Here is a 22,273-nt window from a genome sequence, read left to right on the forward strand (position 1 = left end):
CCCCGTACGGGCCGGCCAACCGGTCCCGCACGGACCCCGAGCAACCGCAACGAGGAGCCGCCGTGGCCCGGCCCACGAGCAAGGACGTGGCCCACGCAGCCGGGGTCTCCCAGGCCGCCGTCTCCCTCGTCCTGGGCGACAAATGGCGCGGCCGCGTCTCCGAGGCCACCGCCGAACGCGTCCGCACCGCGGCCCGCGACCTCGGCTACCGCCCCAACCTCGCCGCCCGCAATCTGCGCCTCGGCTCCACACGCACCGTGCTCCTGGTCGTCCCGGCACTCACCAACGACTTCTTCGCCCGCGTCTACACCGGCGCCGCCCGCATCGCCGCCGCCCACGACTTCGGCGTGGTCCTCTACCCCTCCCCCGACGGCATCGGACCCGCCAAAGACCCCTTCGCCTCGGCCCGTTCGGCCCTCGACGGCGTCATCGCCTCCTCCATGGCGGCCGGCGCACTCGCCGACATCCGCGGCGCCGACCTGCCCCTCGTCATGCTCGACAGCGACCCGGCCGACACCACGGCCGCCGCCCACGTGAACGTCGACCTGGCCGACGGCATGCGCCAGATGACCGAGCACCTGCTCTCGCTCGGCCACCGCCGCTTCCTGCATCTGGCCGCCGATGTCGACTCATGGACTTTCGCCGTACGAGCCGACTCCATCGCCCACGCCCTGCGCACCGCCCCCGACGCCACCCTGCGCACCGAGCACGCGCCCCTCACCGTGCACGGCGCCCGTGCCGCCGCAGAGCGCGCCCTGACCGCCACGACGCCGCGCCCCACGGCCGTCCTCTGCGACGACGACATCATCGCGGCCGGCGCCTGCAAGGCCGTACGCCGCCTCGGCCTGCGCATCCCCGAGGACATCTCCGTCACGGGCTTCGACGACCTGGCCCTGGCCACTGCCGTCGACCCCGAGCTCACCACCATCCGCATGCCCGCCGAACTGGTCGGGGAACGCGGCATGCAAGCCCTCCTGCACGTACTGGAAGGCAAGGAACCCCAAAGCGACGCACTCCCCGTCGAGTTGATCGTCCGCGACTCCACAGCGCCGCCCACCGCATAGCGCCCCCGTGGAAACACCACGCCCCCGCCACCGGAAATCCGGCGACGGGGGCGTACGTGGTCAGGCAGGCGAGCTCAGGACTCGCCCTCCTCCTCGTCCGACGGCGCATCGGTCGGCGTGGCAGCCGCGCCGTCCGCCTCGAGCAGCCGCTTCAGCTGCCGCCCGACAATGCGCTTGAACTTCCGCTGCTGCGGACGCGTACGGTCCAGGACCGCCACCTCGAGGCGCTCCGCGGGAATCTCCCGCTCGCTCCCGTTGGCCTCGCGCGACAGCGCCTGCACCGCCAGCTTCAGCGCCTCCGCCAGCGTCATCCCGTCCTGGTGACGCTGATCGAGGAAGGTGCTGATCTGCTCCGCATTGCCGCCCACCGCGACCGAGCCGTGCTCGTCCACGATCGAACCGTCATGCGGCAGCCGGTAGATCTGGTCACCGGCAGGCTCATGACCCACCTCGGCGACGACCAGCTCCACCTCATAAGGCTTCTCCGCGGCGCTGGAGAAAATCGTGCCGAGCGTCTGGGCGTACACATTGGCCAGCCCACGCGCCGTCACATCGTCACGGTCATAGGTATAGCCGCGCAGATCCGCGTAACGGACGCCTCCGATACGCAAGTTCTCGTATTCGTTGTACTTACCGGCCGCGGCAAAACCGATCCGGTCATAGATCTCGCTGAACTTGTGCAGCGCTCGGGACGGATTCTCTCCGACGAACACAATCCCGTCGGCGTACTGCATCACCACAAGGCTGCGTCCACGGGCGATGCCCTTACGGGCGTACTCCGCCCGGTCGGCCATGGCCTGCTGGGGTGAGACATAGAACGGCGTCGACACCGGCTATCCGTCCCTTTCTGTCAGTGACAAGTGCATTCCGGTCCACCCGCTCTCAGAGCAGCGCGGCCCGCGGGCCATCGGGTCGTTCGAGGCGGTGCTCCACGACCGCGCGGGCGATGGCCGAGGACTCCTCCTCGGACAGCCGCCGGAAGCCCTCATCGGTGATAACGGTGACGATCGGGTAGATCCGGCGGGCCACATCCGGGCCACCCGTCGCCGAATCGTCGTCCGCGGCGTCGTACAGCGCCTGGACGACCAGCGTCGTGGCATCCTGCTCGCTCAAACCGTCGTGGAACAGCTTCTTCAGCGCACCACGGGCGAAGATCGAACCGGAACCCGTGGCCGCGAAGCCCTGCTCCTCGGTACGGCCACCGGTCACGTCGTAACTGAAGATCCGGCCGCGCTCGCGATCCAGGTCGAACCCGGCGAACAGCGGCACCACCGCGAGGCCCTGCATCGCCATGGCGAGGTTCGAACGGATCATCGTGGACAGCCGGTTGGCCTTGCCCTCAAGGGACAGCTGCGCGCCCTCGACCTTCTCGAAGTGCTCCAGCTCCAGCTGGAACAGCTTCACCATCTCGACGGCCAGACCCGCGGTGCCGGCGATACCCACCGCCGAGTACTCGTCCGCGGGGAAGACCTTCTCCATATCGCGCGAAGCGATCATGTTGCCCATCGTGGCCCGCCGGTCACCGGCTAGCACCACGCCACCGGGGAACGTCACGGCCACGATCGTCGTACCGTGCGGCGCCTCGAACGCACCCTTCACGGGCGGGAGCTGACGGTTCGCGGGCAGCATGTCCGGCTGGTGCTCGCCGAGAAAGTCCACGAAGGACGAGGACCCGGGCGTCAGGAAGGCAGCTGGTAGACGCCCGGTGCTACGAGGATTGGCTTCCACGAGTTTCCTCCCAGATATGCGATGGCCCGACCGAGAGCGTCGGGATCATCCCCCAACTTGCCGATGGCCGAATTGCAGTTGAAGCAGAGTACGCCTCGGACCCTACCCGTCTCGTGGCAATGATCCACATGGTTGGCGGGCCGCTTCGGGAAGTTCCCGGAGGGATGAAAGCAGGCGCGCGACCGAGACCGCCCTGCCACGCGCCTGCTTCCCGTCCGAGACTCCGGGCCCGACCGCCACCACCTTCGATCCGAAGGCAGGTCGGCCTACTGGCCACCCTTTTGAACGAAGGACCTCACGAAGTCCTCTGCGTTCTCTTCGAGCACATCATCGATTTCGTCCAGAACCGAGTCGACGTCCTCGCTCAGCTTCTCCTGGCGTTCCGCCAGGTCCTCGGAGCCCTGTGCATCCTGCACCTGCTCCTCGGTCTCCTCGGTAGAACGCGTGGCCTTCTGCTGTCCGCCGCCGGTGTCCTTGGTCGCCATGTCCCTCACCCCGCTCGGTGTCGACGTTCGCCGTTCTTGATCAGACCCTACGCCGAGGGTCCGACATCGGCCCCGCAGTTGGTTCAACGTGCGAGACCTACCCCTGTGATTCCCACAAGAGGCATGTATCAGCCGCCGGAAAGCACCCGCACCAGGTCTTCCGCGGTCCGGCACCTGTCCAGGAGCTCTTTGACGTGATTACGCGTTCCGCGTAGCGGTTCCAGGGTTGGGACGCGCTGCAGGGAATCGCGGCCGGGCAGGTCGAAGATGACGGAGTCCCAGGAGGCCGCGGCGACGTCGTCGGCGTACTGCTCGAGGCAGCGGCCGCGGAAGTAGGCGCGGGTGTCCTCCGGGGGCTTGGTCTCGGCGCGCTCGACCTCGGTCTCGTCCAGGAGCCGCTTCATCTTGCCGCGTTCGGCGAGACGGTTGTAGAGGCCCTTGTCGGGGCGTACGTCGGCGTACTGGAGGTCGACGAGGTGGAGGCGTGCCGCGTCCCAGTCGAGGCTGTCGCGGCGCCGGTAGCCCTCCATGAGCTCCTTCTTGGCGATCCAGTCGAGTTCGCCGGAGAGGCTCATGGGGTCGTTCTCGAGCCGGTTGAGGGTGTCCTCCCAGCGGCCGAGTACGTCCTTGGTCTGGTCGTCCGCGTCGGAGCCGAAGCGCTCTTCGACGTATTTGCGGGCGAGTTCGTAATACTCCATCTGCAGCTGTACGGCGGTGAGTGTGCGGCCGCTGCGCAGCGTGACCAGGCGCTTGAGTGTGGGGTCGTGGGAGACCTGGTGGAGGGTGCGTACGGGCTGGTCGACGGCGAGGTCGACGGCGATGAAGTTGTCCTCGATCATCGACAGGACCAGGGCCGTGGTGCCGAGCTTCAGGTAGGTCGAGATCTCGGAGAGGTTGGCGTCGCCGATGATGACGTGCAGCCGGCGGTACTTCTCCGCGTCGGAGTGCGGTTCGTCGCGGGTGTTGATGATGGGGCGCTTGAGTGTGGTCTCGAGGCCGACCTCGACCTCGAAGTAGTCGGCGCGCTGGCTGATCTGGAAGCCGTGTTCGTGGCCGTCCTGGCCGATGCCGACGCGTCCCGCGCCGGTGACGACCTGGCGGGAGACGAAGAACGGCGTGAGGTGGCGCACGATGTCCGAGAAGGGGGTCTCCCGCTTCATCAGGTAGTTCTCGTGCGTGCCGTACGAGGCGCCTTTGTTGTCGGTGTTGTTCTTGTAGAGGTGGATGGGCTGGGCGCCGGGCAGGTTGGCTGCGCGTTCGGCGGCCTCGGCCATGATGCGTTCGCCGGCCTTGTCCCATAGGACGGCGTCGCGGGGGTTGGTGACTTCGGGCGAGCTGTACTCGGGGTGTGCGTGATCGACGTACAGGCGTGCGCCGTTGGTGAGGATGACGTTGGCGAGGCCGATGTCCTCGTCGGTGAGCTGGCTGGAGTCGGCGGCCTCGCGGGCGAGGTCGAAGCCTCGCGCGTCGCGCAGCGGGTTCTCCTCCTCGAAGTCCCAGCGGGCGCGCCGCGCCCGGTGCATCGCCGCCGCGTAGGCGTTGACGATCTGGGACGAGGTGAGCATGGCATTGGCGTTGGGGTGCCCGGGCACGGAGATCCCGTACTCGGTCTCGATGCCCATTACTCGCCGTACGGTCATGCGGCCCTCCTTGCCCGGCGGCGCTCCCTTGTGGGAGCGGCGCTCAAGTACCGCTGGTTCTCCGGGTCGTGTGCGGTGCCCGTCCCCGCACTGCGCGACTCGGCGGTACGGAAGAGCCTAGAACGGCTTTGCGCTGGTGGGGAGATCAATTGCGTCATTGCCTGTGCTCCGGTGGTGTCCTGAAAAACAGTCGGCTGCGGGTACCCCGTGATGGGCACCCGCAGCCGCCCTGCCATTTACAGGTACTGACCGGTGTTGGCCACCGTGTCGATGGAACGTCCGGTGTCCGCGCCCTGCTTTCCGGTGACGAGCGTACGGATGTAGACGATCCGCTCGCCCTTCTTGCCGGAGATGCGGGCCCAGTCGTCCGGGTTGGTGGTGTTGGGCAGGTCCTCGTTCTCCTTGAACTCGTCCACGCAGGCCTGGAGGAGGTGGGAGACGCGAAGGCCCTTCTGGTTCGCGTCGAGGAAATCCTTGATGGCCATCTTCTTGGCGCGGCCGACGATGTTCTCGATCATGGCGCCGGAGTTGAAGTCCTTGAAGTACAGGACTTCCTTGTCGCCGTTGGCGTACGTGACCTCGAGGAAGCGGTTCTCCTCGGATTCGGCGTACATGTGCTCCACGGCGGTCTGGATCATCCGGCCGACCGTGGCCCCCCTGTCGCCGCCGTGCTCGCCGAGGTCGTCGGAGTGCAGCGGGAGGCGCTGGGTGAGGTACTTGGCGAAGATGTCCTTGGCCGCTTCGGCGTCCGGACGCTCGATCTTGATCTTCACGTCGAGCCGGCCGGGTCGGAGGATGGCCGGGTCGATCATGTCCTCGCGGTTGGAGGCGCCGATCACGACCACGTTCTCCAGGCCCTCGACACCGTCGATCTCGGCGAGCAGCTGGGGGACGATGGTGTTCTCCACGTCCGAGCTGACGCCGGATCCTCGGGTGCGGAACAGGGACTCCATCTCGTCGAAGAAGACGATGACGGGAGTGCCTTCGCTGGCCTTTTCACGAGCACGCTGGAAGACGAGGCGGATCTGCCGCTCGGTCTCGCCGACGTACTTGTTGAGGAGCTCGGGGCCCTTGATGTTGAGGAAGAACGACTTGCCCTGGGCCTGTCCGGTGACCTCGGCGACCTTCTTGGCAAGGGAGTTGGCGACTGCCTTGGCGATGAGGGTCTTTCCGCAACCGGGCGGACCGTAGAGCAGGACGCCCTTGGGCGGGCGCAGTTCGTGCTCCCGGAACAGGTCCGGGTAGAGGTACGGGAGCTCGACCGCGTCGCGGATCATCTCGATCTGGTTGCCCAGACCGCCGATCTGCTCGTAGCCGATGTCCGGGACCTCTTCGAGGACCAGTTCTTCGACCTCGCTCTTGGGCACGACTTCGTAGACGTATCCGGAGCGTGGTTCGAGGAGCAGGGCGTCGCCGGGGCGGATGACCACGTCGAGCAGGGGCTCGGCGAGGCGGACCACGCGCTCTTCGTCGGTGTGGCCCTGTACGAGGGCCCGCTCGCCGTCCTCGAGGATTTCCTTGAGGGTGACGATGTCGCCGACGCTCTCGAACTCCATGGCCTCGACCACGTTGAGCGCTTCGTTGAGCATCAGCTCCTGTCCGCGCCTCAGGTCGTCGAGGTCGACGCTGGGGCTGACGTTCACGCGCAGCTTGCGGCCGCCGGTGAAAATGTCCGCCGTGCCGTCCTCATTGGCGCTGAGGAAGACACCGAAGCCGGCCGGCGGCTGTGCGAGCCGGTCGACTTCTTCCTTGAGGGCCACGATCTGGTCGCGGGCCTCGCGGAGCGTGTTGGCGAGTCGTTCGTTCTGCGCGGAGACTCCGGCCAGGCTGGTCTGCAGCTCGACGATCCGCTCTTCGAGAATCCTCGTATGACGCGGAGAGTCGGCGAGCTTGCGTCGCAGGACGGCGATCTCCTGCTCGAGATAGGCAATCTGGCCGGCCGGGTCATCGGACCCTCGAGCCGGGCGGATGCCGCGGTTCATGTCGTCGTCGTGGGCTGCCACGGTCCTCACCTCCTCCGGGGGGAGCTGGACGCTTCCTGACCCTACCTGGGCAGGTACTGATTGAAACCCCTAGATCACAAAGACGTCCGGGGTGTGTCTGATCTTCACCCTTGCGTTCTCCCTCACGCCAGCTTGTTACCCACGGAACAACATCGAAAAGCGAGCGGTTGTATCGTCGAAACGTTCAACACCCGTCAGGCCTGGCCTGACTTGCACTGTGTTGGGCCGCTCGACAGGAGAAATGGCAGGAGACATGACCGTGACGCACGAGGCCCCCTCCACCGACGGCGGAGAGGAGCTCGAGGTCTGGATCGACCAGGACCTCTGCACCGGCGACGGCATCTGTGCGCAGTACGCGCCCGAGGTCTTCGAGCTCGACATCGACGGACTGGCGTATGTGAAGGACTCGGACGACGAGCTCCTGCAGAAGCCGGGTGCCACAACGCGGGTGCCGCTGCCGCTGATCCGTGATGTCGCCGACTCGGCGAAGGAGTGCCCGGGCGACTGCATCCATGTACGGCGCATTTCGGACAAGGTCGAAGTCTTCGGTCCGGACGCGGAGTAGCCGTAACGCTTCTGAGCGTGACGAAAGGGCCCGTACCTGCCGGAGACCGGCGGGTGCGGGCCCTTGTTTTCGGCCGTTTATCGGGATGCTCGCGTTATATGCCGGTTTATCCGGGATCGAGCCCTGCGCGTACGGGGCTCAGACGCCGACCGCGGCGCTCTGCTCGGAGCGGACGAACGCACTGCCCTGCCACTGCCACTTCGCCTTCTCGGTCTTGTCCGGGCAGCAGCGGGGCACGGCCGAGGACGAGTAGCCGAGCAGGGTGGCGGTGACGACGCCGTTGGTGACGGCGAAGTCGGTGACGCTGAGCCGGTCCTTGGGGTCGACCAGGGTGGCGACGACGCGGGGCTTGCCGGAGTCCGGCCGGGTGAGGACGTAGACGCCGCTCGGCGGGGTACCGGAGCCGGAGACGCATCGGGCCACGGCGACCGTCTCGGGTCTGCCGTCGCCGTCGAGGTCCCCTGAGGCGTGCTTGAGGATCTGGGGGCGCTCTCCCGCACAGTTCATCGGGATCGTCGCCGTGGTGGGGTCAGGGGCGGCCTGGGCGGCGACCGAGGGCGGACCGGCCTGGGCGGCGGTGGCGTCCTCGGGCTGGAGGAACGAGGAGGCGCCGACGACCGCGGCGAGGGCCGCGGCGGTGGCGAGCCAGTGCATCGGGCTGGTGCGGGTGTGGGCGAGCTCCGGTACGGCGGAGTGCTGCTGCACGAGGAGGGTCTCCTGTGAGGGCTGTGCCGGTGGGGGTGTCCGAAATGGTGTCACACCTCACAGAGGTACGGAACGGCGGGGTACGGCGCGGCCGCGTAAAGCCTCGGTCAATACGACGGCGCCGCCGCCGAGTTCCGTTGCGTGCTCCTGGAACTCGGCGGCGGCGCCGATGTGTTGAGACCTTGCCTGCGGGCAGGCGGTCAGCGGCCGCGGGAGCCGCCCTCGGCGTTCGGACCGTCGTAGTCCTCGCCGTAGGCGCCCTTGGCGGGGCGGCGGCGGCGCATGGGCGGCTCGACGCCGTCCGCGAGGCGGCGGGCGGTGAGCAGGAAGCCGGTGTGGCCGATCATCCGGTGGTCGGGCCGGACCGCGAGGCCCTCCACGTGCCAGTTGCGGATCATCGACTCCCACGAGGTCGGCTCGTTGAAGCAGCCGATCTCGCGGATGGACTCGACGGTGCGGGCGAGCTGCGTGGTGGTGGCCACGTAGCAGCACAGGATGCCGCCGGGGACGAGCGCCTTCTTGACGACGTCCAGGCACTCCCAGGGGGCGAGCATGTCGAGGATGACGCGGTCGACGTCGGTGTCGGACAGGTTGTCCTGGAGGTCGCCGACGGTGAGCTGCCAGGCGGGGTGTTCACCGCCGAAGTAGCGCTCCACGTTCGCCTTCGCGATCTCGGCGAAGTCCTCGCGGCGCTCGTAACTGTGCAGCATGCCCTGATCGCCGATGGCGCGCAGCAGGAAGCTGCTGAGCGAGCCGGAGCCGACACCGGCCTCCACGACGCGGGCGCCGGGGAAGATGTCGGCGAAGGCGAGGATCTGGCCCGCGTCCTTCGGGTAGACCACGGCGGCGCCGCGGGGCATGGACAGGACATAGTCGGGGAGCAGGGGGCGCAGCGCGAGGTAGGCGACGTTGCCGGTGGTGCGGACAACGCTGCCCTCGGGAGCGCCGATCAGCTCGTCGTGAGGAAAGGAACCCTTGTGGGTGTGGAAGTTCTTTCCCTCTTCGAGCGTGAACGTGTAGTGGCGGCCCTTGGGGTCGGTCAGCTGTACCTGGTCCCCGACCTTGAAGGGCCCGCGTCGGCGGGCGGCACCGGTCGGTTCGGACATGTGAACAGCCTACCGGCCGTGACGGGGCCCGCTCACCACGGCCGGGGAGGCCCTGCGGGGCTCAGCCGGTGCGGTCCATCGCCTTCACGAAGGCGCGCTCCACGTCCGAGGTCGACAGGACTCCGTAGATCTCGCCGCTCTTCTCGACGACCAGGTACTCGGTGGCCGGGGTGGCGCGGAGCGTGTCGAGGAGCTCCTCGCCGGACAGCTCCGCCGAGACCTTCATGCCCTCGGTGAGGTCCTGGGCCAGACCGCTGACCGGGACCCACGGGCGGCGGTGCTCGGGGACGCCGACGATGGCCGCCTCCCGTACGACGGCGACGGGATCGCCGTGGCCGTTGACGACGACGAGTGCGCGGGCGCCGGCGTCGTTGGCGCGGCGCAGGGCTTCGGAGAGCGGCGTCGCGGACTCGACGGGGACGGCGCGGCGGGTGAGCGTACGGGCGCGCAGCTCGGGCAGTCGCTCGCGGAGGCGGGCCATGCGCAGGCTGTTGCCGGCGCCGGTCCAGATGATCGCGGCCAGGATCGCGGCGAGCAGCGCGTCCATGACCGTGTCCATGCCGACGGAGTCGGTGGCCTCGGCGCCAAGGACGCCGGACTGGGTGAGCAGCGGGAGGCCGATCAGTACGGAGACGGCGAGCGCGCGGCCGACCCAGGCGGCGGCGACCGTGCCGCTCATGGGCTTGCCGGTGATCTTCCAGACGACGGCGCGCAGCATGCGGCCGCCGTCCAGCGGGAGGCCGGGCAGCAGGTTGAAGGCGGCCACGATCAGGTTCGAGATCATCAGGCCGGCCATCAGGACGCCGGGGACGGTGCCGGGTTCGACGGCCTGCATCCCGCCGTAGAAGACGGCGGCCAGGACGAGGGAGAGCAGCGGGCCGACGAAGGCGAGCACGAACTCGCGGCCCGGGGTCTCGGACTCCTTCTCGATCTCCGACACACCGCCGAAGAACTGCAGCTGGATCTTGCGCACCGGGAGCTTGAAGCGGAGTGCGGCGACGGTGTGGGCGAGCTCGTGGACGAGCACCGAGCCGTAGAAGGCGACGGCGAAGAAGAGGGAGACCAGGTAGCGGGCGCCGCCGAGTTCGGGCAGGACGCGGTCGAGCTGGTTGCCGAAGACCCAGGTGATCAGGGCGGCGACGAGGAACCAGCTGGGTGCGACGTAGATGGGTACGCCGAAGATGCGGCCCATGAGGAGGCCGCCGCCCGGGGCCTTCTTGTCCTGCGCGGTGGCGCTGTCCTTGTTCTCCGGCCCGGCGGCGGTGTCCTTCTGCTGCTGCGGGGCGGCGCCGTCCTTCTGCTGGTGCGGGGCGGCGCTCTCCTTGTTCTTGTCGCCGCTCTTGTCGATGTTGACGGCCTTCGCGGACGCCTTGTCAGGAGCGGGGGTGTCGGCTTCGGTGCGCTCGGGCTGTTCGGCCTGCGCTGTGGGCTTCGCGGAGTTGGTGCGTTCCGGCTCGGCGGGCGTCACCGAGGCGTCCTTCTCGGACGTGGGGCCGCTGTCCCCGCCGCCGGTCCGCGGCAGTCCGCTCGCGCCGCTCTCGTCCACTGTGCGCCCCTTCAGTCCCCGTCGTGCCCGTGGTACCCGTCGTCCAACGTCTCCGCGAGGCCGTCCGTGCCGCCGTCCCGCGTGCGCCGCACCGGCTCGACAGGCAGGTGTCGACGGGGCGTTGCGCGTGCGTCACTCTCTCACGATCATGCGGTGCCGTACGGTCTGCCGTCGATGGTATGCGTCCGTTGTCGGTCCCGGGCCGTAGGGTCTTCTCCATGGACAACAGCACCGAGGCCGGCGAGGCCGCAGCGACCGTCGCCGGCCCCGCCGGCGGGGTGAGGGCCACGCCTCCCGTGTCGCTTTCGCCTTCACGGGCAAGCGACTTCATGCAGTGCCCGCTGCTCTACCGCTTCCGGGTCATCGACAAGCTGCCCGAGAAACCGAGCCCGGCCGCCACGCGCGGCACCCTGGTGCATGCCGTCCTCGAGCGTCTCTTCGACGCTCCTGCCGCCGAGCGCACCGCGCCGCGCGCCAAGTCGCTCGTGCCCGGGCAGTGGGACCGGCTCAAGGAGTCCAAGCCGGAGCTGGCCGAGCTGTTCAAGGACAGCGACGAGCGGACCGCCGGCGATCAGCTCGCCCAGTGGCTCACCGAGGCGGAGGCGCTGGTCGAGCGTTGGTTCACGCTCGAGGACCCCACGCGTCTGGAGCCGGCCGAGCGGGAGCTGTTCGTCGAGGCCAGCCTGGACTCGGGTCTGAAGCTGCGCGGCATCATCGACCGCGTGGACGTCGCGCCGAGCGGCGAGGTGCGGATCGTCGACTACAAGACGGGCAAGGCGCCGCGGGCGGAGTATGCGGACGGTGCGCTGTTCCAGATGAAGTTCTACGCCCTCGTGGTGTGGCGTCTGAAGGGCGTGATCCCGCGCCGGCTGCAGCTCGTGTACCTCGGCAGCGGTGATGTGCTGACGTACGACCCGGTGATGGCCGATCTGGAGCGGGTGGAGCGCAAGCTGCACACGCTGTGGGAGGCGATCCGCGAGGCCACGGAGACCGGCGAGTGGCGGCCGCGGCCGAGCAAGCTGTGCGGCTGGTGCGACCACCAGGCGGTGTGTCCGGAATTCGGCGGTACTCCCCCGCCGTATCCGTTGCAGATCAGGCCGCCGCGTCCGGCAGGGGACGCTCAGGGCACAATGGGGCCGGTCTAGTCCTCGTCGCGAGGGCTTGGCGGCGCCGAGCGAAGGAGATATGCCGTGGCGATCCGCGTCCTGCTGGTCGACGACCAGCCGCTGCTGCGCACCGGGTTCCGGATGATTCTGGAGGCCGAGCAGGATCTCGCGGTCGTCGGCGAGGCCGGGGACGGTCTGCAGGCGCTCGACCAGGTGCGTGCGCTGCAGCCCGATGTCGTGCTCATGGACATCCGGATGCCGCGGATGGACGGTGTCGAGGCGACCCGGCAGATCACCGGGCCCGAGCGGGACGGCCCGGCGAAGGTCCTCGTGCTCACGACGTTCGATCTGGACGAGTACGTGGTGGAGGCGCTGAAGGCGGGCGCGAGCGGTTTCCTGCTCAAGGACGCCCCCGCCCATGAGCTGGTGCAGGCGATCCGGGTGGTCGCAGCCGGCGAGGCGATGCTCGCGCCGAGCATCACGCGCAGGCTGCTCGACAAGTACGCGGATCATCTGCCGTCCGGCGAGGAGCCGGTGCCGGACACGCTGAACACGCTGACCGAGCGTGAGGTCGAGGTGCTCAAGCTGGTCGCGCGCGGTCTGTCGAACGCCGAGATCGCCGCCGACCTGTTCGTCAGCGAGACCACCGTGAAGACCCACGTCGGCCATGTGCTGACCAAGCTGGGGCTCAGGGACCGCGTACAGGCCGCCGTGTACGCGTACGAGAGCGGTCTCGTACGGCCGGGTGCGCAGTAGACGCACCCGCGCAGCAGCAGTAGCCGCACCCGAGGAACAACGGAACAACGCAGTGAGGGCCGCCCCGGATCGGGGCGGCCCTCACTGCTGTGCCCGGGCGGTCAGCCCTTCTGGAGTTCCCAGAAGCGGAAGACCGTCGAGGCGTCCAGGCACCACTCCACGCCGGAGATCTCCTCGCCGACGACGGCGTACTGCTTGCCCTGCCACAGCGGGATGATGGGGAGCTCGTCGGCGACGATGTCCTGGAGCCGGTGGAACTGGTCCTGGGTACCGGTGCGGTCGGTCTGCGCGGCCGTACCCGGGACGATCTCGCCGGTGATCGTCTCGTTGGTGTAGTTGTTCATCAGGACGTTGTCCTTGCCGAAGAACGGCTGGGTGAAGTTCTCCGGGTCCGGGTAGTCCGGGACCCAGCCCTTCACGTAGAAGCCGTACTTGCCGGCCTCGACATCCTTCTCGTACTGGTCGAAGGGCACCGACTTCACGTCGGCCTCGAACAGGCCGCTGGCGTTGAGCTGCTCGGCGATCGCCTTGAACTCCTCGACGGTGGCGGGGCCGTAACGCGAGGGCGTCGCCCACAGCGTGAGCTTGACCTTGCCGGTGATGCCCTCGTCGCGCAGCGCCTGTGCCGCCTTGTCGGGCTGCGGACGGCCGCCGTAGGTGTCGAAGAACGCCGTGTTGTGGGCTTCGATACCCGCCGGGATGATCGAGTACAGCGCCGAGGCGGTCTGGTCGTGCACGTCGGAGACCAGCTTCTCGCGGTCGATCAGATACGCGAGTGCCTTGCGCACGCCGAGCTTTCCGACGACCGGATCGTTCATGTTGAGGACGATGTGCTGGACCTCGGCGCTGGTGCCCTCGATGACCTCGGCCTTCGCCTCGGCGTCGGTGCTGCTTTCGAGATCGGCGATGTCGCCGGCCGACAGGCCTCGGTAGGCGATGTCGATGTCGCCGGCGAGCATCGCCTGCTTCAGCTTCTTGCGGTCGTCGTGGAAGAAGCGCAGCGTCACACCGGAGTTGTGGGTCTCGGCGCTGCCCTTGTACGAGCCGTTCACCTTGAACACGGCCTCGCTGTCGCCATACGAGTCGAGGGTGTAGGCACCCGAACCGAAGGCCTTGCCGTCCTTGCGGAGCTTGTCGGCGGGGTACTCGCGGTGGTCGACGATCGAGCCGGCGCCGGAGGCGATCTTGCTGGGGAAGGTCGCGTCGGGGACCTTGAGGTGGAACACGACCGTCTTGGCGTCGGGGGTCGTGACCTTGCCGAGCGAGCTGAACATGACGGCGGGGCCGTCCGGGTCGTCGATGTTCAGCGTCCGGTCGAAGGAGTACTTGACGTCCTTCGAGGTCAGCTCGTTGCCGTTGCTGAACTTCAGGCCGTCGCGCAGCTTGCAGGTCAGTTCCTTGGTCGCGGAGTCCGTGAACGTGCAGGACTCGGCGGCCTCCGGCTCCGGCTCCGTACCGCCCTTGGGGAAGGCGAGCAGCGACTGGAAGACGTTGTTGAACAGCAGCCAGGAACCCGGGTCGTAACCGGACGCCGGGTCCGTGGCGAGGACGTCGTCGGACATGCCGACCACGATCTCGCCGTCTTCGCCGCCGCTGGAGCCTTGCTCCGAACCGCAACCGCTCAGCAGGCCCGCGGCGAGTCCGGCCGCGAGGATCGGCGCAGGCCAGGACTTACGTATGTTCACTGGTGGTTCCCCGGAGGTGTGTTGAGCCGGGCACGCCCCCAGGGGCGTGCCCGTATGGTCAGCAGTCGGCCGAGCGGGTGCGGGCGTTATTCGCCGATACCGCGCCCGAGCTCCCAGAGCTGCATGTTGGAGGAGGAGTTGAGCACCCACTCCACCCCGGTGATGTCGTCGCGGGCGGCGACATAGGTCTTGCCCTGCCACAGCGGGAGCACCGGGACGTCCTCGGCGATGATGTCCTGGATCTGCTTGAGCGAGTCGCCGGCGGCGAGTCGGTCGGCTTCCTGGCGGGACTGCGGAATGAGCGTGTTGTTGATCTTGCTGTTCCGGTAGGGCGAGTTGAGGAAGTTGCCCTCGCCGACGAACGGCGCAAGGAAGTTGTCGGCGTCGGGGAAGTCGGGGAACCAGCCCATGCCGTACACCGCGTACTCACCCTTGAGCTCGGCGGACCTGTACGTCTTCCAGGGCGTGCCCTTGATGGTCACATCGAACAGGTCGCTGCCGTTGAGCTGGTCGCGCAGGATTTCGAACTCCTGCTTGGTGACCTCACCGTACTTGTCGGTCGAGTAGTTCAGCGTCACCTTGACCGGGGTCTTGATGCCTGCCTTGCCGAGCAGTTGGGCCGCCCTCGCCTTGTCCGGCTCGCTGTACTTGTTGAAGAAGGAGTTGGTGTGCCCGGTGACGCCGCTGGGCACCAGGGAGTACAGCTCCTCGGCGGAGGTGCCGTACACCTCGGAGACGATCGCGGCGCGGTCCACGAGCTGCGCCATGGCCTGGCGGACGGCCTTCTCCTCGACCACCGGCGCGTCGGTGTCGAAGCCGAGGTAGCGGATCTCCAGGCCGGGCATCTCGACGAGCTCGATGCCCTCGACGGCGCCGGCCGAGAAGTCCTTGATCTGCGCGGGCTCGATGGTGCGGCCCATGACGTCGATGTCACCGCTCTTGAGTGCGGTGCTCATCTGCGAGGCCTTGGCGAAGGTCCGCATCTCGAGCTTGTCGCTGTTGACCTTCAGCGAGCCCTTGTAGTTCGGGTTCTTGGTGAAGACCGCCTTGACGACTTCCTCGACACCTTCGACCTGCTTCGTCTCGGTCTCGAGGGTGTACGGGCCCGAGGCGTCGACCTGGAAGCCGTTGCGGAGCTTCTTCGCACTGTAGGTGTCGGCGTCGACGATGCCGGCGGCGGGCGTGGCGAGCTTGTGCGGGAACGTGGCGTCGGAGGCATTGAGGTGGAAGACCACCTTGTCCTCGCTCACGGCCTCGACGGTGTCGATGCCCGCGAGCAGCCCGGACACTCCGCTGTTCTGCTCCTCCGGGAGGCTTTCGCCGAGCGCGCGGGTGCGCTCCACGGAGAACTTGACGTCCTCGGCGGTCAGCGCGTTGCCGTTGGCGAACTTCAGGCCGTCGCGCAGCGTGCACTCGTACCGCTTGTTGATGTTGTCGCTGAACCGGCAGCTCTCCGCGGCCTCGGGTTCGGGCTCGCCACCGCCGCGCGGGGCGATCATCAGCGTCTGCACGGTCTGGCGCAGGACGTTCCAGGAGCCGGCGTCGTACGCGTACGCGGGGTCGAACGGCGCGGGGGCGTCGGAGGTGGCGGCGAACGCATCAGTGGTACCGATGACGATCGCATCGTCGCTGTCGCCGCCGCCGTCACTGCCGCCGCAGGCGGCGAGGACAGGGGCGAGCAGGCCGATGGCGACCGGCAGCACCAGTGTCTTGCGGTTCATGCGCGAAGTACTCCAACGATCGATCCCAAGGCGCCTGCGCCAAGGGGTGGGTGCGCAGGGCATGGAGGTAATGACGGTGTTCTCAGTGGTCCCGACTGGGTTCTCGCGAAGACATTAGTCCGCGGGGTCAGGTCGGTTGCAGTGACCCGGAGTTGGGCGTAATCACGCAGCGGGAGCGGATGCGGACACACTGAAATCCGGGGTACGGAATGTTTCGTGCACCAGCCCACCAATCGGGACACAACGTCAGGACGAGGCCGCCGCCTACGCGGGTCGCAGCACAGGCGCGACCCCCTGTCGACGGACCTCGACGTGATAAACATCACGCCGTCAACTCGATTGCCGGAGAAGGGAATTAGCGGTTCCCGGGTCACGGAAAATGCACGGGCCAATGCGCTGCGTTTCCCGCGCATTCGCCGCTGCACGCTCGGTGAACGACCGGTGCATTCCCGTAATCGGCGGTGCCGGGTTTTCGGCCGGTGGCCGGGAACCGTCAATCGATCAGTGGCTGACCAATGCCCGAGGGATCAGTGACCGATCAATGACCGCAGGAAGGGAAGGTCGACTTCTTCGAGCGAGGAGACGACCGTACGGCCGGGGCTCGGGGCGATCGGCGCGACCGAGGGAACCGCGACGACCCGGCAGCCGGCGGCCTCCGCCGCGGCGACGCCCGTGGCGGTGTCCTCGACCACGGCGCAGCGCGCGGGGTCCGCGCCGAGTCTGGCGGCCGCGTGGAGGTACGGGTCGGGGTGCGGCTTGGTGCGCTGCACCTCGTCGCCGGCCACCGTCAGGGCGAAGTGGTGCGCGCCGAGCGATTCGAGTACGCGGTCGATGATGCGGCGGTGCGAGGCCGAGACGAGGGCCGTGGGCACCTCGTGCGCGGAGAGTTCCGCGAGCAGCCGGGCGGCACCGGGCATCAGCGGCAGGGCGCGGCTGATGCGGTGCTCGAACGCGTCGTTGAGCAGCACGGTCAGCTCGGGCAGCGTGATGTCGGCGCCCGTGGCCTCGATGAGGAACCCGGCGCTGCGGCTCATGGGCCCGCCCACGACCACATCGCGCCAGGAGTCGTCGAGGGCATGGCCGAGCTTCGCGAACGCCTCGACTTCGGCGTCCCACCAGAAGCCCTCGGTGTCCACGAGAGTGCCGTCCATGTCGAGCAGCACGGCCTGCAGGTTGTCGCTTTGAGCCGTACGAGTGCCGACTGCGGGGACCGTACTGGTCATTCGGCCACACCTCCGTAAGGGACGAGAAGGCCGGTCGCCTTGACCCGCGGGATTTTCCGCTGGTGAAGGCGACCGGCCTGCACTGGACCGACCAGTGTACGTCCCGTCCGCGCGAAGCGCGCGGGAGATCCTCGCGGGGCTTGCCAGGTACCCCGGACGCCCTAGCGGGCGTTGAAGTACTTGGCCTCCGGGTGGTGGATGACGATGGCGTCCGTGGACTGCTCGGGGTGGAGCTGGAACTCCTCGCTCAGGTGCACGCCGATCCGCTCGGGCTCGAGGAGCCGGGCGATCTTCGCGCGGTCCTCGAGGTCGGGGCAGGCCCCGTAGCCGAGCGAGAAACGGGCGCCGCGGTACTTCAGGGCGAACATGTCCTCCATCGCCGAGGGGTCCTCGCCCGAGAAGCCGAGCTCGGAGCGGACCCGCGCGTGCCAGTACTCGGCGAGGGCCTCCGCCAACTGCACGGACAGGCCGTGCAGTTCGAGGTAGTCGCGGTAGGAGTTGGACTCGAAGAGCTCGGCCGTGGCCTCGCCGATCCTCGAGCCGACCGTGACGACCTGCAGGCCCACGACGTCGATCTCGCCGGAGTCCTCGGGGCGGAAGAAGTCCGCGAGGCACAGCCGGCGGCCGCGGCGCTGGCGCGGGAAGGTGAAGCGGGTGCGCTCGTTGCCCTGCGCGTCGAGGAGGATCAGGTCCTCGCCCTTGGAGACGCAGGGGAAGTAGCCGTACACGACGGCCGCTTCGAGCAGGTTCTTCGTGTGCAGCTCGTCCAGCCAGCCGCGCAGCCGCGGCCGGCCCTCGGTCTCGACGAGCTCCTCGTACGTGGGTCCGTCGCCCTTGCGGTTCTGCTTGAGGCCCCACTGGCCCTTGAACAGCGCGCCCTCGTCCAGCCAGGAGGCGTACTCCTTGAGCTGGATGCCCTTGATGACGCGGGTGCCCCAGAAGGGCGGCTCCGGCACGGGGTTGTCGACGGCGACGTCGGAGCGGCCCTTCGGCTCCTCGTCCGCGCCCTCGACGACCTGGACGCCGGTGGCCTTGACCCGGCGCTGCTTCAGCTCCGGCAGGACCGCGCCCGGCACGCCGCGCTTCACGCCGATCAGTGCGTCCATCAGGCGCAGGCCCTCGAACGCGTCCCGGGCGTAGCGGACTTCGCCCTCGTAGATCTCGTGCAGGTCCTGTTCCACGTACGCACGGGTCAGGGCGGCGCCGCCGAGGATGACGGGGAACTTGGCGGCGAGCTTGCGGGAGTTGAGCTCCTGCAGGTTCTCCTTCATGATCACCGTCGACTTGACGAGGAGTCCTGACATGCCGATGACGTCCGCCCGGTGCTCCTCGGCGGCCTCCAGGATCGCGGAGACGGGCTGCTTGATGCCGAGGTTGACGACGTTGTAGCCGTTGTTGGACAGGATGATGTCGACGAGGTTCTTGCCGATGTCGTGGACGTCGCCGCGGACGGTGGCGAGGACGATGGTGCCCTTGCCGTCGTCGTCCGTCTTCTCCATGTGCGGTTCGAGGTAGGCCACCGCGGTCTTCATGACCTCGGCGGACTGGAGCACGAACGGCAGCTGCATCTGGCCGGAGCCGAACAGCTCGCCGACCACCTTCATGCCCGCGAGCAGCGTGTTGTTGACGATGTCGAGGGCCGGGGTGTCGGCGAGCGCCTCGTCGAGGTCGGCTTCGAGGCCCTTCTTCTCGCCGTCGATGATCCGCCGCTGCAGCCGCTCGTCGAGCGGCAGCGCGAGCAGTTCCTCGGCCTTGCCTGCCTTGAGGGACTTGGTGGTCGCGCCCTCGAAGAGCTCCATCAGCTTCTGCAGCGGGTCGTAACCCTCTTCGCGGCGGTCGTAGACCAGGTCGAGCGCGACCTTGACCTGCTCGTCGTCGAACCGCGCGATCGGCAGGATCTTCGAGGCGTGCACGATCGCCGAGTCGAGGCCCGCCTTGACGCATTCGTCGAGGAAGACCGAGTTGAGCAGGATGCGCGCGGCCGGGTTGAGGCCGAAGGAGATGTTGGACAGACCGAGCGTGGTCTGCACGTCCGGGTGGCGGCGCTTGAGCTCACGGATCGCCTCGATGGTGGCGATGCCGTCCTTGCGCGACTCCTCCTGACCCGTACAGATGGTGAAGGTCAGGGTGTCGATGAGGATGTCGGACTCGAGGATCCCGTAGTTGCCGGTCAGGTCGTCGATGAGCCGCTCGGCGATGGCGACCTTGTGCTCGACGGTGCGGGCCTGGCCCTCCTCGTCGATGGTCAGCGCGATCAGCGCGGCGCCGTGCTCCTGCGCCAGCTGCGTGACCTTGGCGAAACGGGACTCGGGCCCGTCACCGTCCTCATAGTTCACGGAGTTGATGACGGCGCGCCCGCCGAGGTGCTCCAACCCGGCCCGGATCACCTCGACTTCGGTGGAGTCGAGGACGATCGGCAGCGTGGACGCGGTGGCGAAACGGCCCGCGAGCTCGTGCATGTCGGCGACGCCGTCGCGGCCCACGTAGTCCACGCACAGGTCGAGCATGTGCGCGCCCTCGCGGATCTGGTCGCGGGCCATCTCCACGCAGTCGTCCCAGCGGCCTTCGAGCATGGCCTCGCGGAACTTCTTCGAACCGTTGGCGTTGGTGCGCTCACCGATCGCCATGTACGAGACGTCCTGGCGGAACGGCACCGTCTGGTACAGCGAGGAGGCGCCGGGCTCGGGCTGCGGGTTGCGCTCGGGCGGCGTCATGTCCCGTACGCGCTCGACGACCTGGCGCAGGTGCTCGGGAGTGGAGCCGCAGCAGCCGCCGACCAGCTGAAGACCGAAGTCGTTGACGAAGGTCTCCTGCGCGTCCGCCATCTCCGGCGGGGTCAGCGGGAAGTATGCGCCGTCCTTGGTCAGGATCGGCAGACCGGCGTTCGGCATGCACATCAGCGGCGTACGGGAGTGGCGGGCCAGATAGCGCAGGTGCTCGCTCATCTCGGCAGGACCGGTCGAGCAGTTGAGGCCGATCAGATCGATGCCGAGCGGCTCCAGGGCGGTCAGCGCGGCGCCGATCTCGGAGCCGAGCAGCATCACACCGGTGGTCTCGAAGGCCAGCGAGCAGATGAGGGGGACGTCGATGCCGAGCGCCTCCATCGCACGCCGGGCACCGATCAGACCGGCCTTGGTCTGGAGCAGGTCCTGCGTGGTCTCCACGATCAGGGCGTCCGCGCCACCGGCGAGCAGGCCTTCGGAGTTCTGCTGGTAGCCGTCGCGGATCGAGGCGTACGTCGTGTGGCCGAGCGTCGGCAGCTTGGTACCCGGACCCACCGAACCGAGCACCCAGCGCTGCCGGCCGTCCTTGGCGGCGAACTCGTCGGCGACCTCGCGGGCGATCCGGGCGCCGGACTCCGAGAGTTCGAAGATCCGGTCGGCGATCTCGTACTCGCTGGCGGCCGTGGCGTTGGCGCCGAAGGTGTTGGTCTCCACGCAGTCGACGCCGACGGCGAAGTACTCCTCGTGCACCGAGCGCACGATGTCGGGGCGCGTGATGTTGAGGATCTCGTTGCAGCCCTCGAGCTGCTGGAAGTCCTCCAGAGTCGGGTCCTGCGCCTGGAGCATGGTCCCCATCGCCCCGTCGGCCACCACGACTCGGGTGGCGAGCGCTTCCCTGAGGGCTGCGATGCGGGCGGCTTGTCCCTGCGGGGTGCCTGCGGACGTGATGGGCGTCGGCTGCGAGGCCATGGATCTGCTCCCTGGAGTGCGACGGCTGTCGGCTTTACGTCCTCCCGGCGGAGGGCGCACCCGGTCAGGGTAGCCGGGACCAAGGTCCCGGGGTGAGGGGCGTCCCAGGGGACGGACGACGGGGCGGGGGCCTGGGTCGCACAGGCGTCCGCCACTATGTCGGCCGGATACCGAAATCTGCGGGGCTGGACATTAGGACAAGGTCGACAACGGCCGATAGTGTTCAGCATTGTCGAACGACCAGGAGGCTTTAGGCGATGGCGAAGAACATCCAGTCGCTCGAGCGTGCCGCCGCGATGCTGCGGCTGCTCGCCGGCGGCGAGCGGCGCCTCGGCCTCTCCGACATCGCCTCCTCGCTGGGTCTCGCCAAGGGCACCGCGCACGGCATCCTGCGCACGCTGCAGGCGGAGGGTTTCGTCGAGCAGGACGCCGCGTCCGGCCGCTATCAGCTGGGCGCCGAGCTGCTGCGTCTGGGCAACAGCTACCTCGACATCCACGAGCTGCGTGCCCGTGCCCTGGTGTGGACCGACGACCTGGCCCGCTCCAGCGGCGAGAGCGTCTACCTGGGCGTCCTGCACCAGCAGGGCGTCCTGATCGTGCACCACGTTTTCCGGCCCGACGAGTCACGTCAGGTGCTCGAGGTCGGGGCCATGCACCCGCTGCACTCGACCGCACTCGGCAAGGTGCTCTCGGCCTACGACCCGGTGGCGCACAGCGAGGTCGTGGAGGTGGAGCGCAAGGAGTTCACGCCCCGCACGATCACCGGGCTCGACGAGTTCGAGTCGGTGCTCGACCTCACCCGCGCACGCGGCTGGTCCGCCGATGTCGAGGAGACCTGGGACGGCGTGGCCTCGGTGGCCGCCCCCATCCACGACCGGCGGCGGATGCCGGTCGGCGCGGTCGGCATCACGGGCGCCGTGGAGCGGGTCTGCGAAGGCGGCGAGCTGCGCAACGAGCTGATCGCGGCGGTACGGGACTGCGCCCGCGCGGTGTCGCGCGACCTCGGCGCGGGCAGGTTCTGAGCACTCTCGCGCTCACCTCCCGCAACCACTCCCCCACAGATCCGTCACCACCCTCCCGTAACGATCGCAATTCCCGTCACACAAGTCTTGACGTCAAGCGAACACGGGAACAAGACTTCCGTTCATCGGTCGGCATTGTCGAACAGCTACCGGCAATACGGGGTAGGGTGTGACAACGCGGATCGAGCACCGCAACCAGCTACCCGGCTCTGCCCGGTAGTCACCT

At 68.3% G+C, this 22,273-nt stretch carries 17 protein-coding genes and 1 pseudogene; 5 read left to right on the top strand and 13 right to left on the bottom strand.

Annotated elements, in window-relative coordinates; all coding sequences use genetic code 11:
- Window positions 1-62 precede the first annotated feature (62 nt).
- Entirely contained in the window at window positions 63-1,064 is a 1,002-nt protein-coding gene (locus G6045_RS06615; protein ID WP_165330869.1) for a LacI family DNA-binding transcriptional regulator, read from the top strand.
- A gap of 74 nt (window positions 1,065-1,138) precedes the next feature.
- Here G6045_RS06615 and prcA read toward each other — a convergent pair whose 3' ends face one another.
- From prcA to arc, 6 genes and pseudogenes are all read right to left on the bottom strand, one after another.
- Window positions 1,139-1,894, bottom strand: coding sequence for a proteasome subunit alpha (gene prcA, locus G6045_RS06620; protein ID WP_165330870.1), 756 nt, complete (start codon window positions 1,892-1,894; stop codon window positions 1,139-1,141).
- Between the two features lie 52 nt (window positions 1,895-1,946).
- Window positions 1,947-2,792 (bottom strand): proteasome subunit beta, encoded by an 846-nt coding sequence (gene prcB / locus G6045_RS06625; protein ID WP_165330871.1) that lies wholly within the window; start codon window positions 2,790-2,792, stop codon window positions 1,947-1,949.
- A pseudogene (locus tag G6045_RS06630) lies at window positions 2,744-2,938 on the bottom strand (endonuclease VII domain-containing protein); the annotation flags it as partial. The pseudogene G6045_RS06630 and the gene prcB, both read right to left, overlap by 49 nt.
- A 120-nt stretch (window positions 2,939-3,058) precedes the next feature.
- A complete protein-coding gene (locus G6045_RS06635) occupies window positions 3,059-3,277 on the bottom strand; it encodes a ubiquitin-like protein Pup (protein WP_093608684.1) in 219 nt (72 codons plus the stop codon).
- A gap of 128 nt (window positions 3,278-3,405) precedes the next feature.
- Window positions 3,406-4,917, bottom strand: a complete 1,512-nt coding sequence (gene dop, locus G6045_RS06640; RefSeq protein ID WP_408056304.1) for a depupylase/deamidase Dop — start codon at window positions 4,915-4,917, stop codon at window positions 3,406-3,408.
- Window positions 4,918-5,153: 236 nt separating this feature from the next.
- Entirely contained in the window at window positions 5,154-6,920 is a 1,767-nt protein-coding gene (gene arc, locus G6045_RS06645) for a proteasome ATPase (protein ID WP_165330872.1), read from the bottom strand.
- A 253-nt stretch (window positions 6,921-7,173) separates the two neighbouring features.
- On the opposite strand from arc, the gene G6045_RS06650 reads away from it, so the two are divergent.
- The gene (locus G6045_RS06650) at window positions 7,174-7,485 is read left to right on the top strand and encodes a ferredoxin (RefSeq protein ID WP_165330873.1); all 312 of its coding nucleotides are present in this window, start codon (window positions 7,174-7,176) and stop codon (window positions 7,483-7,485) included.
- A 138-nt stretch (window positions 7,486-7,623) separates the two neighbouring features.
- Here G6045_RS06650 and G6045_RS06655 read toward each other — a convergent pair whose 3' ends face one another.
- The 3 genes from G6045_RS06655 to G6045_RS06665 all read right to left on the bottom strand — a co-directional run bounded on the left by G6045_RS06655 (window position 7,624) and on the right by G6045_RS06665 (window position 10,842).
- Window positions 7,624-8,139, bottom strand: coding sequence for a hypothetical protein (locus G6045_RS06655; RefSeq protein WP_165330911.1), 516 nt, complete (start codon window positions 8,137-8,139; stop codon window positions 7,624-7,626).
- 251 nt (window positions 8,140-8,390) lie between these two features.
- Window positions 8,391-9,296, bottom strand: coding sequence for a tRNA (adenine-N1)-methyltransferase (locus G6045_RS06660; RefSeq protein ID WP_165330874.1), 906 nt, complete (start codon window positions 9,294-9,296; stop codon window positions 8,391-8,393).
- A 61-nt stretch (window positions 9,297-9,357) separates the two neighbouring features.
- Complete coding sequence (locus G6045_RS06665; RefSeq protein ID WP_165330875.1) at window positions 9,358-10,842, bottom strand: site-2 protease family protein; 1,485 nt, start codon at window positions 10,840-10,842, stop codon at window positions 9,358-9,360.
- 218 nt (window positions 10,843-11,060) lie between these two features.
- On the opposite strand from G6045_RS06665, the gene G6045_RS06670 reads away from it, so the two are divergent.
- Together G6045_RS06670 and G6045_RS06675 are read left to right on the top strand one after the other, a co-directional pair.
- Complete coding sequence (locus G6045_RS06670; protein ID WP_165330876.1) at window positions 11,061-11,987, top strand: RecB family exonuclease; 927 nt, start codon at window positions 11,061-11,063, stop codon at window positions 11,985-11,987.
- A 45-nt stretch (window positions 11,988-12,032) separates the two neighbouring features.
- Entirely contained in the window at window positions 12,033-12,704 is a 672-nt protein-coding gene (locus G6045_RS06675; protein WP_165330877.1) for a response regulator, read from the top strand.
- Window positions 12,705-12,805: 101 nt separating this feature from the next.
- Here G6045_RS06675 and G6045_RS06680 read toward each other — a convergent pair whose 3' ends face one another.
- From G6045_RS06680 to metH, 4 genes are all read right to left on the bottom strand, one after another.
- Window positions 12,806-14,389, bottom strand: a complete 1,584-nt coding sequence (locus G6045_RS06680) for an ABC transporter substrate-binding protein (RefSeq protein ID WP_165330878.1) — start codon at window positions 14,387-14,389, stop codon at window positions 12,806-12,808.
- 86 nt (window positions 14,390-14,475) lie between these two features.
- A complete protein-coding gene (locus G6045_RS06685; RefSeq protein WP_165330879.1) occupies window positions 14,476-16,110 on the bottom strand; it encodes an ABC transporter substrate-binding protein in 1,635 nt (544 codons plus the stop codon).
- Between the two features lie 527 nt (window positions 16,111-16,637).
- Entirely contained in the window at window positions 16,638-17,333 is a 696-nt protein-coding gene (locus tag G6045_RS06690; protein ID WP_165330880.1) for an HAD family hydrolase, read from the bottom strand.
- A 161-nt stretch (window positions 17,334-17,494) separates the two neighbouring features.
- Window positions 17,495-21,025 (bottom strand): methionine synthase, encoded by a 3,531-nt coding sequence (metH, locus tag G6045_RS06695; protein WP_165330881.1) that lies wholly within the window; start codon window positions 21,023-21,025, stop codon window positions 17,495-17,497.
- A 257-nt stretch (window positions 21,026-21,282) separates the two neighbouring features.
- On the opposite strand from metH, the gene G6045_RS06700 reads away from it, so the two are divergent.
- Window positions 21,283-22,047, top strand: a complete 765-nt coding sequence (locus G6045_RS06700) for an IclR family transcriptional regulator (RefSeq protein WP_165330882.1) — start codon at window positions 21,283-21,285, stop codon at window positions 22,045-22,047.
- Window positions 22,048-22,273 lie beyond the last annotated feature (226 nt).

Origin of the sequence: Streptomyces mesophilus (assembly GCF_011044995.1) — a bacterium.
Taxonomy (GTDB): domain Bacteria; phylum Actinomycetota; class Actinomycetes; order Streptomycetales; family Streptomycetaceae; genus Streptomyces; species Streptomyces mesophilus.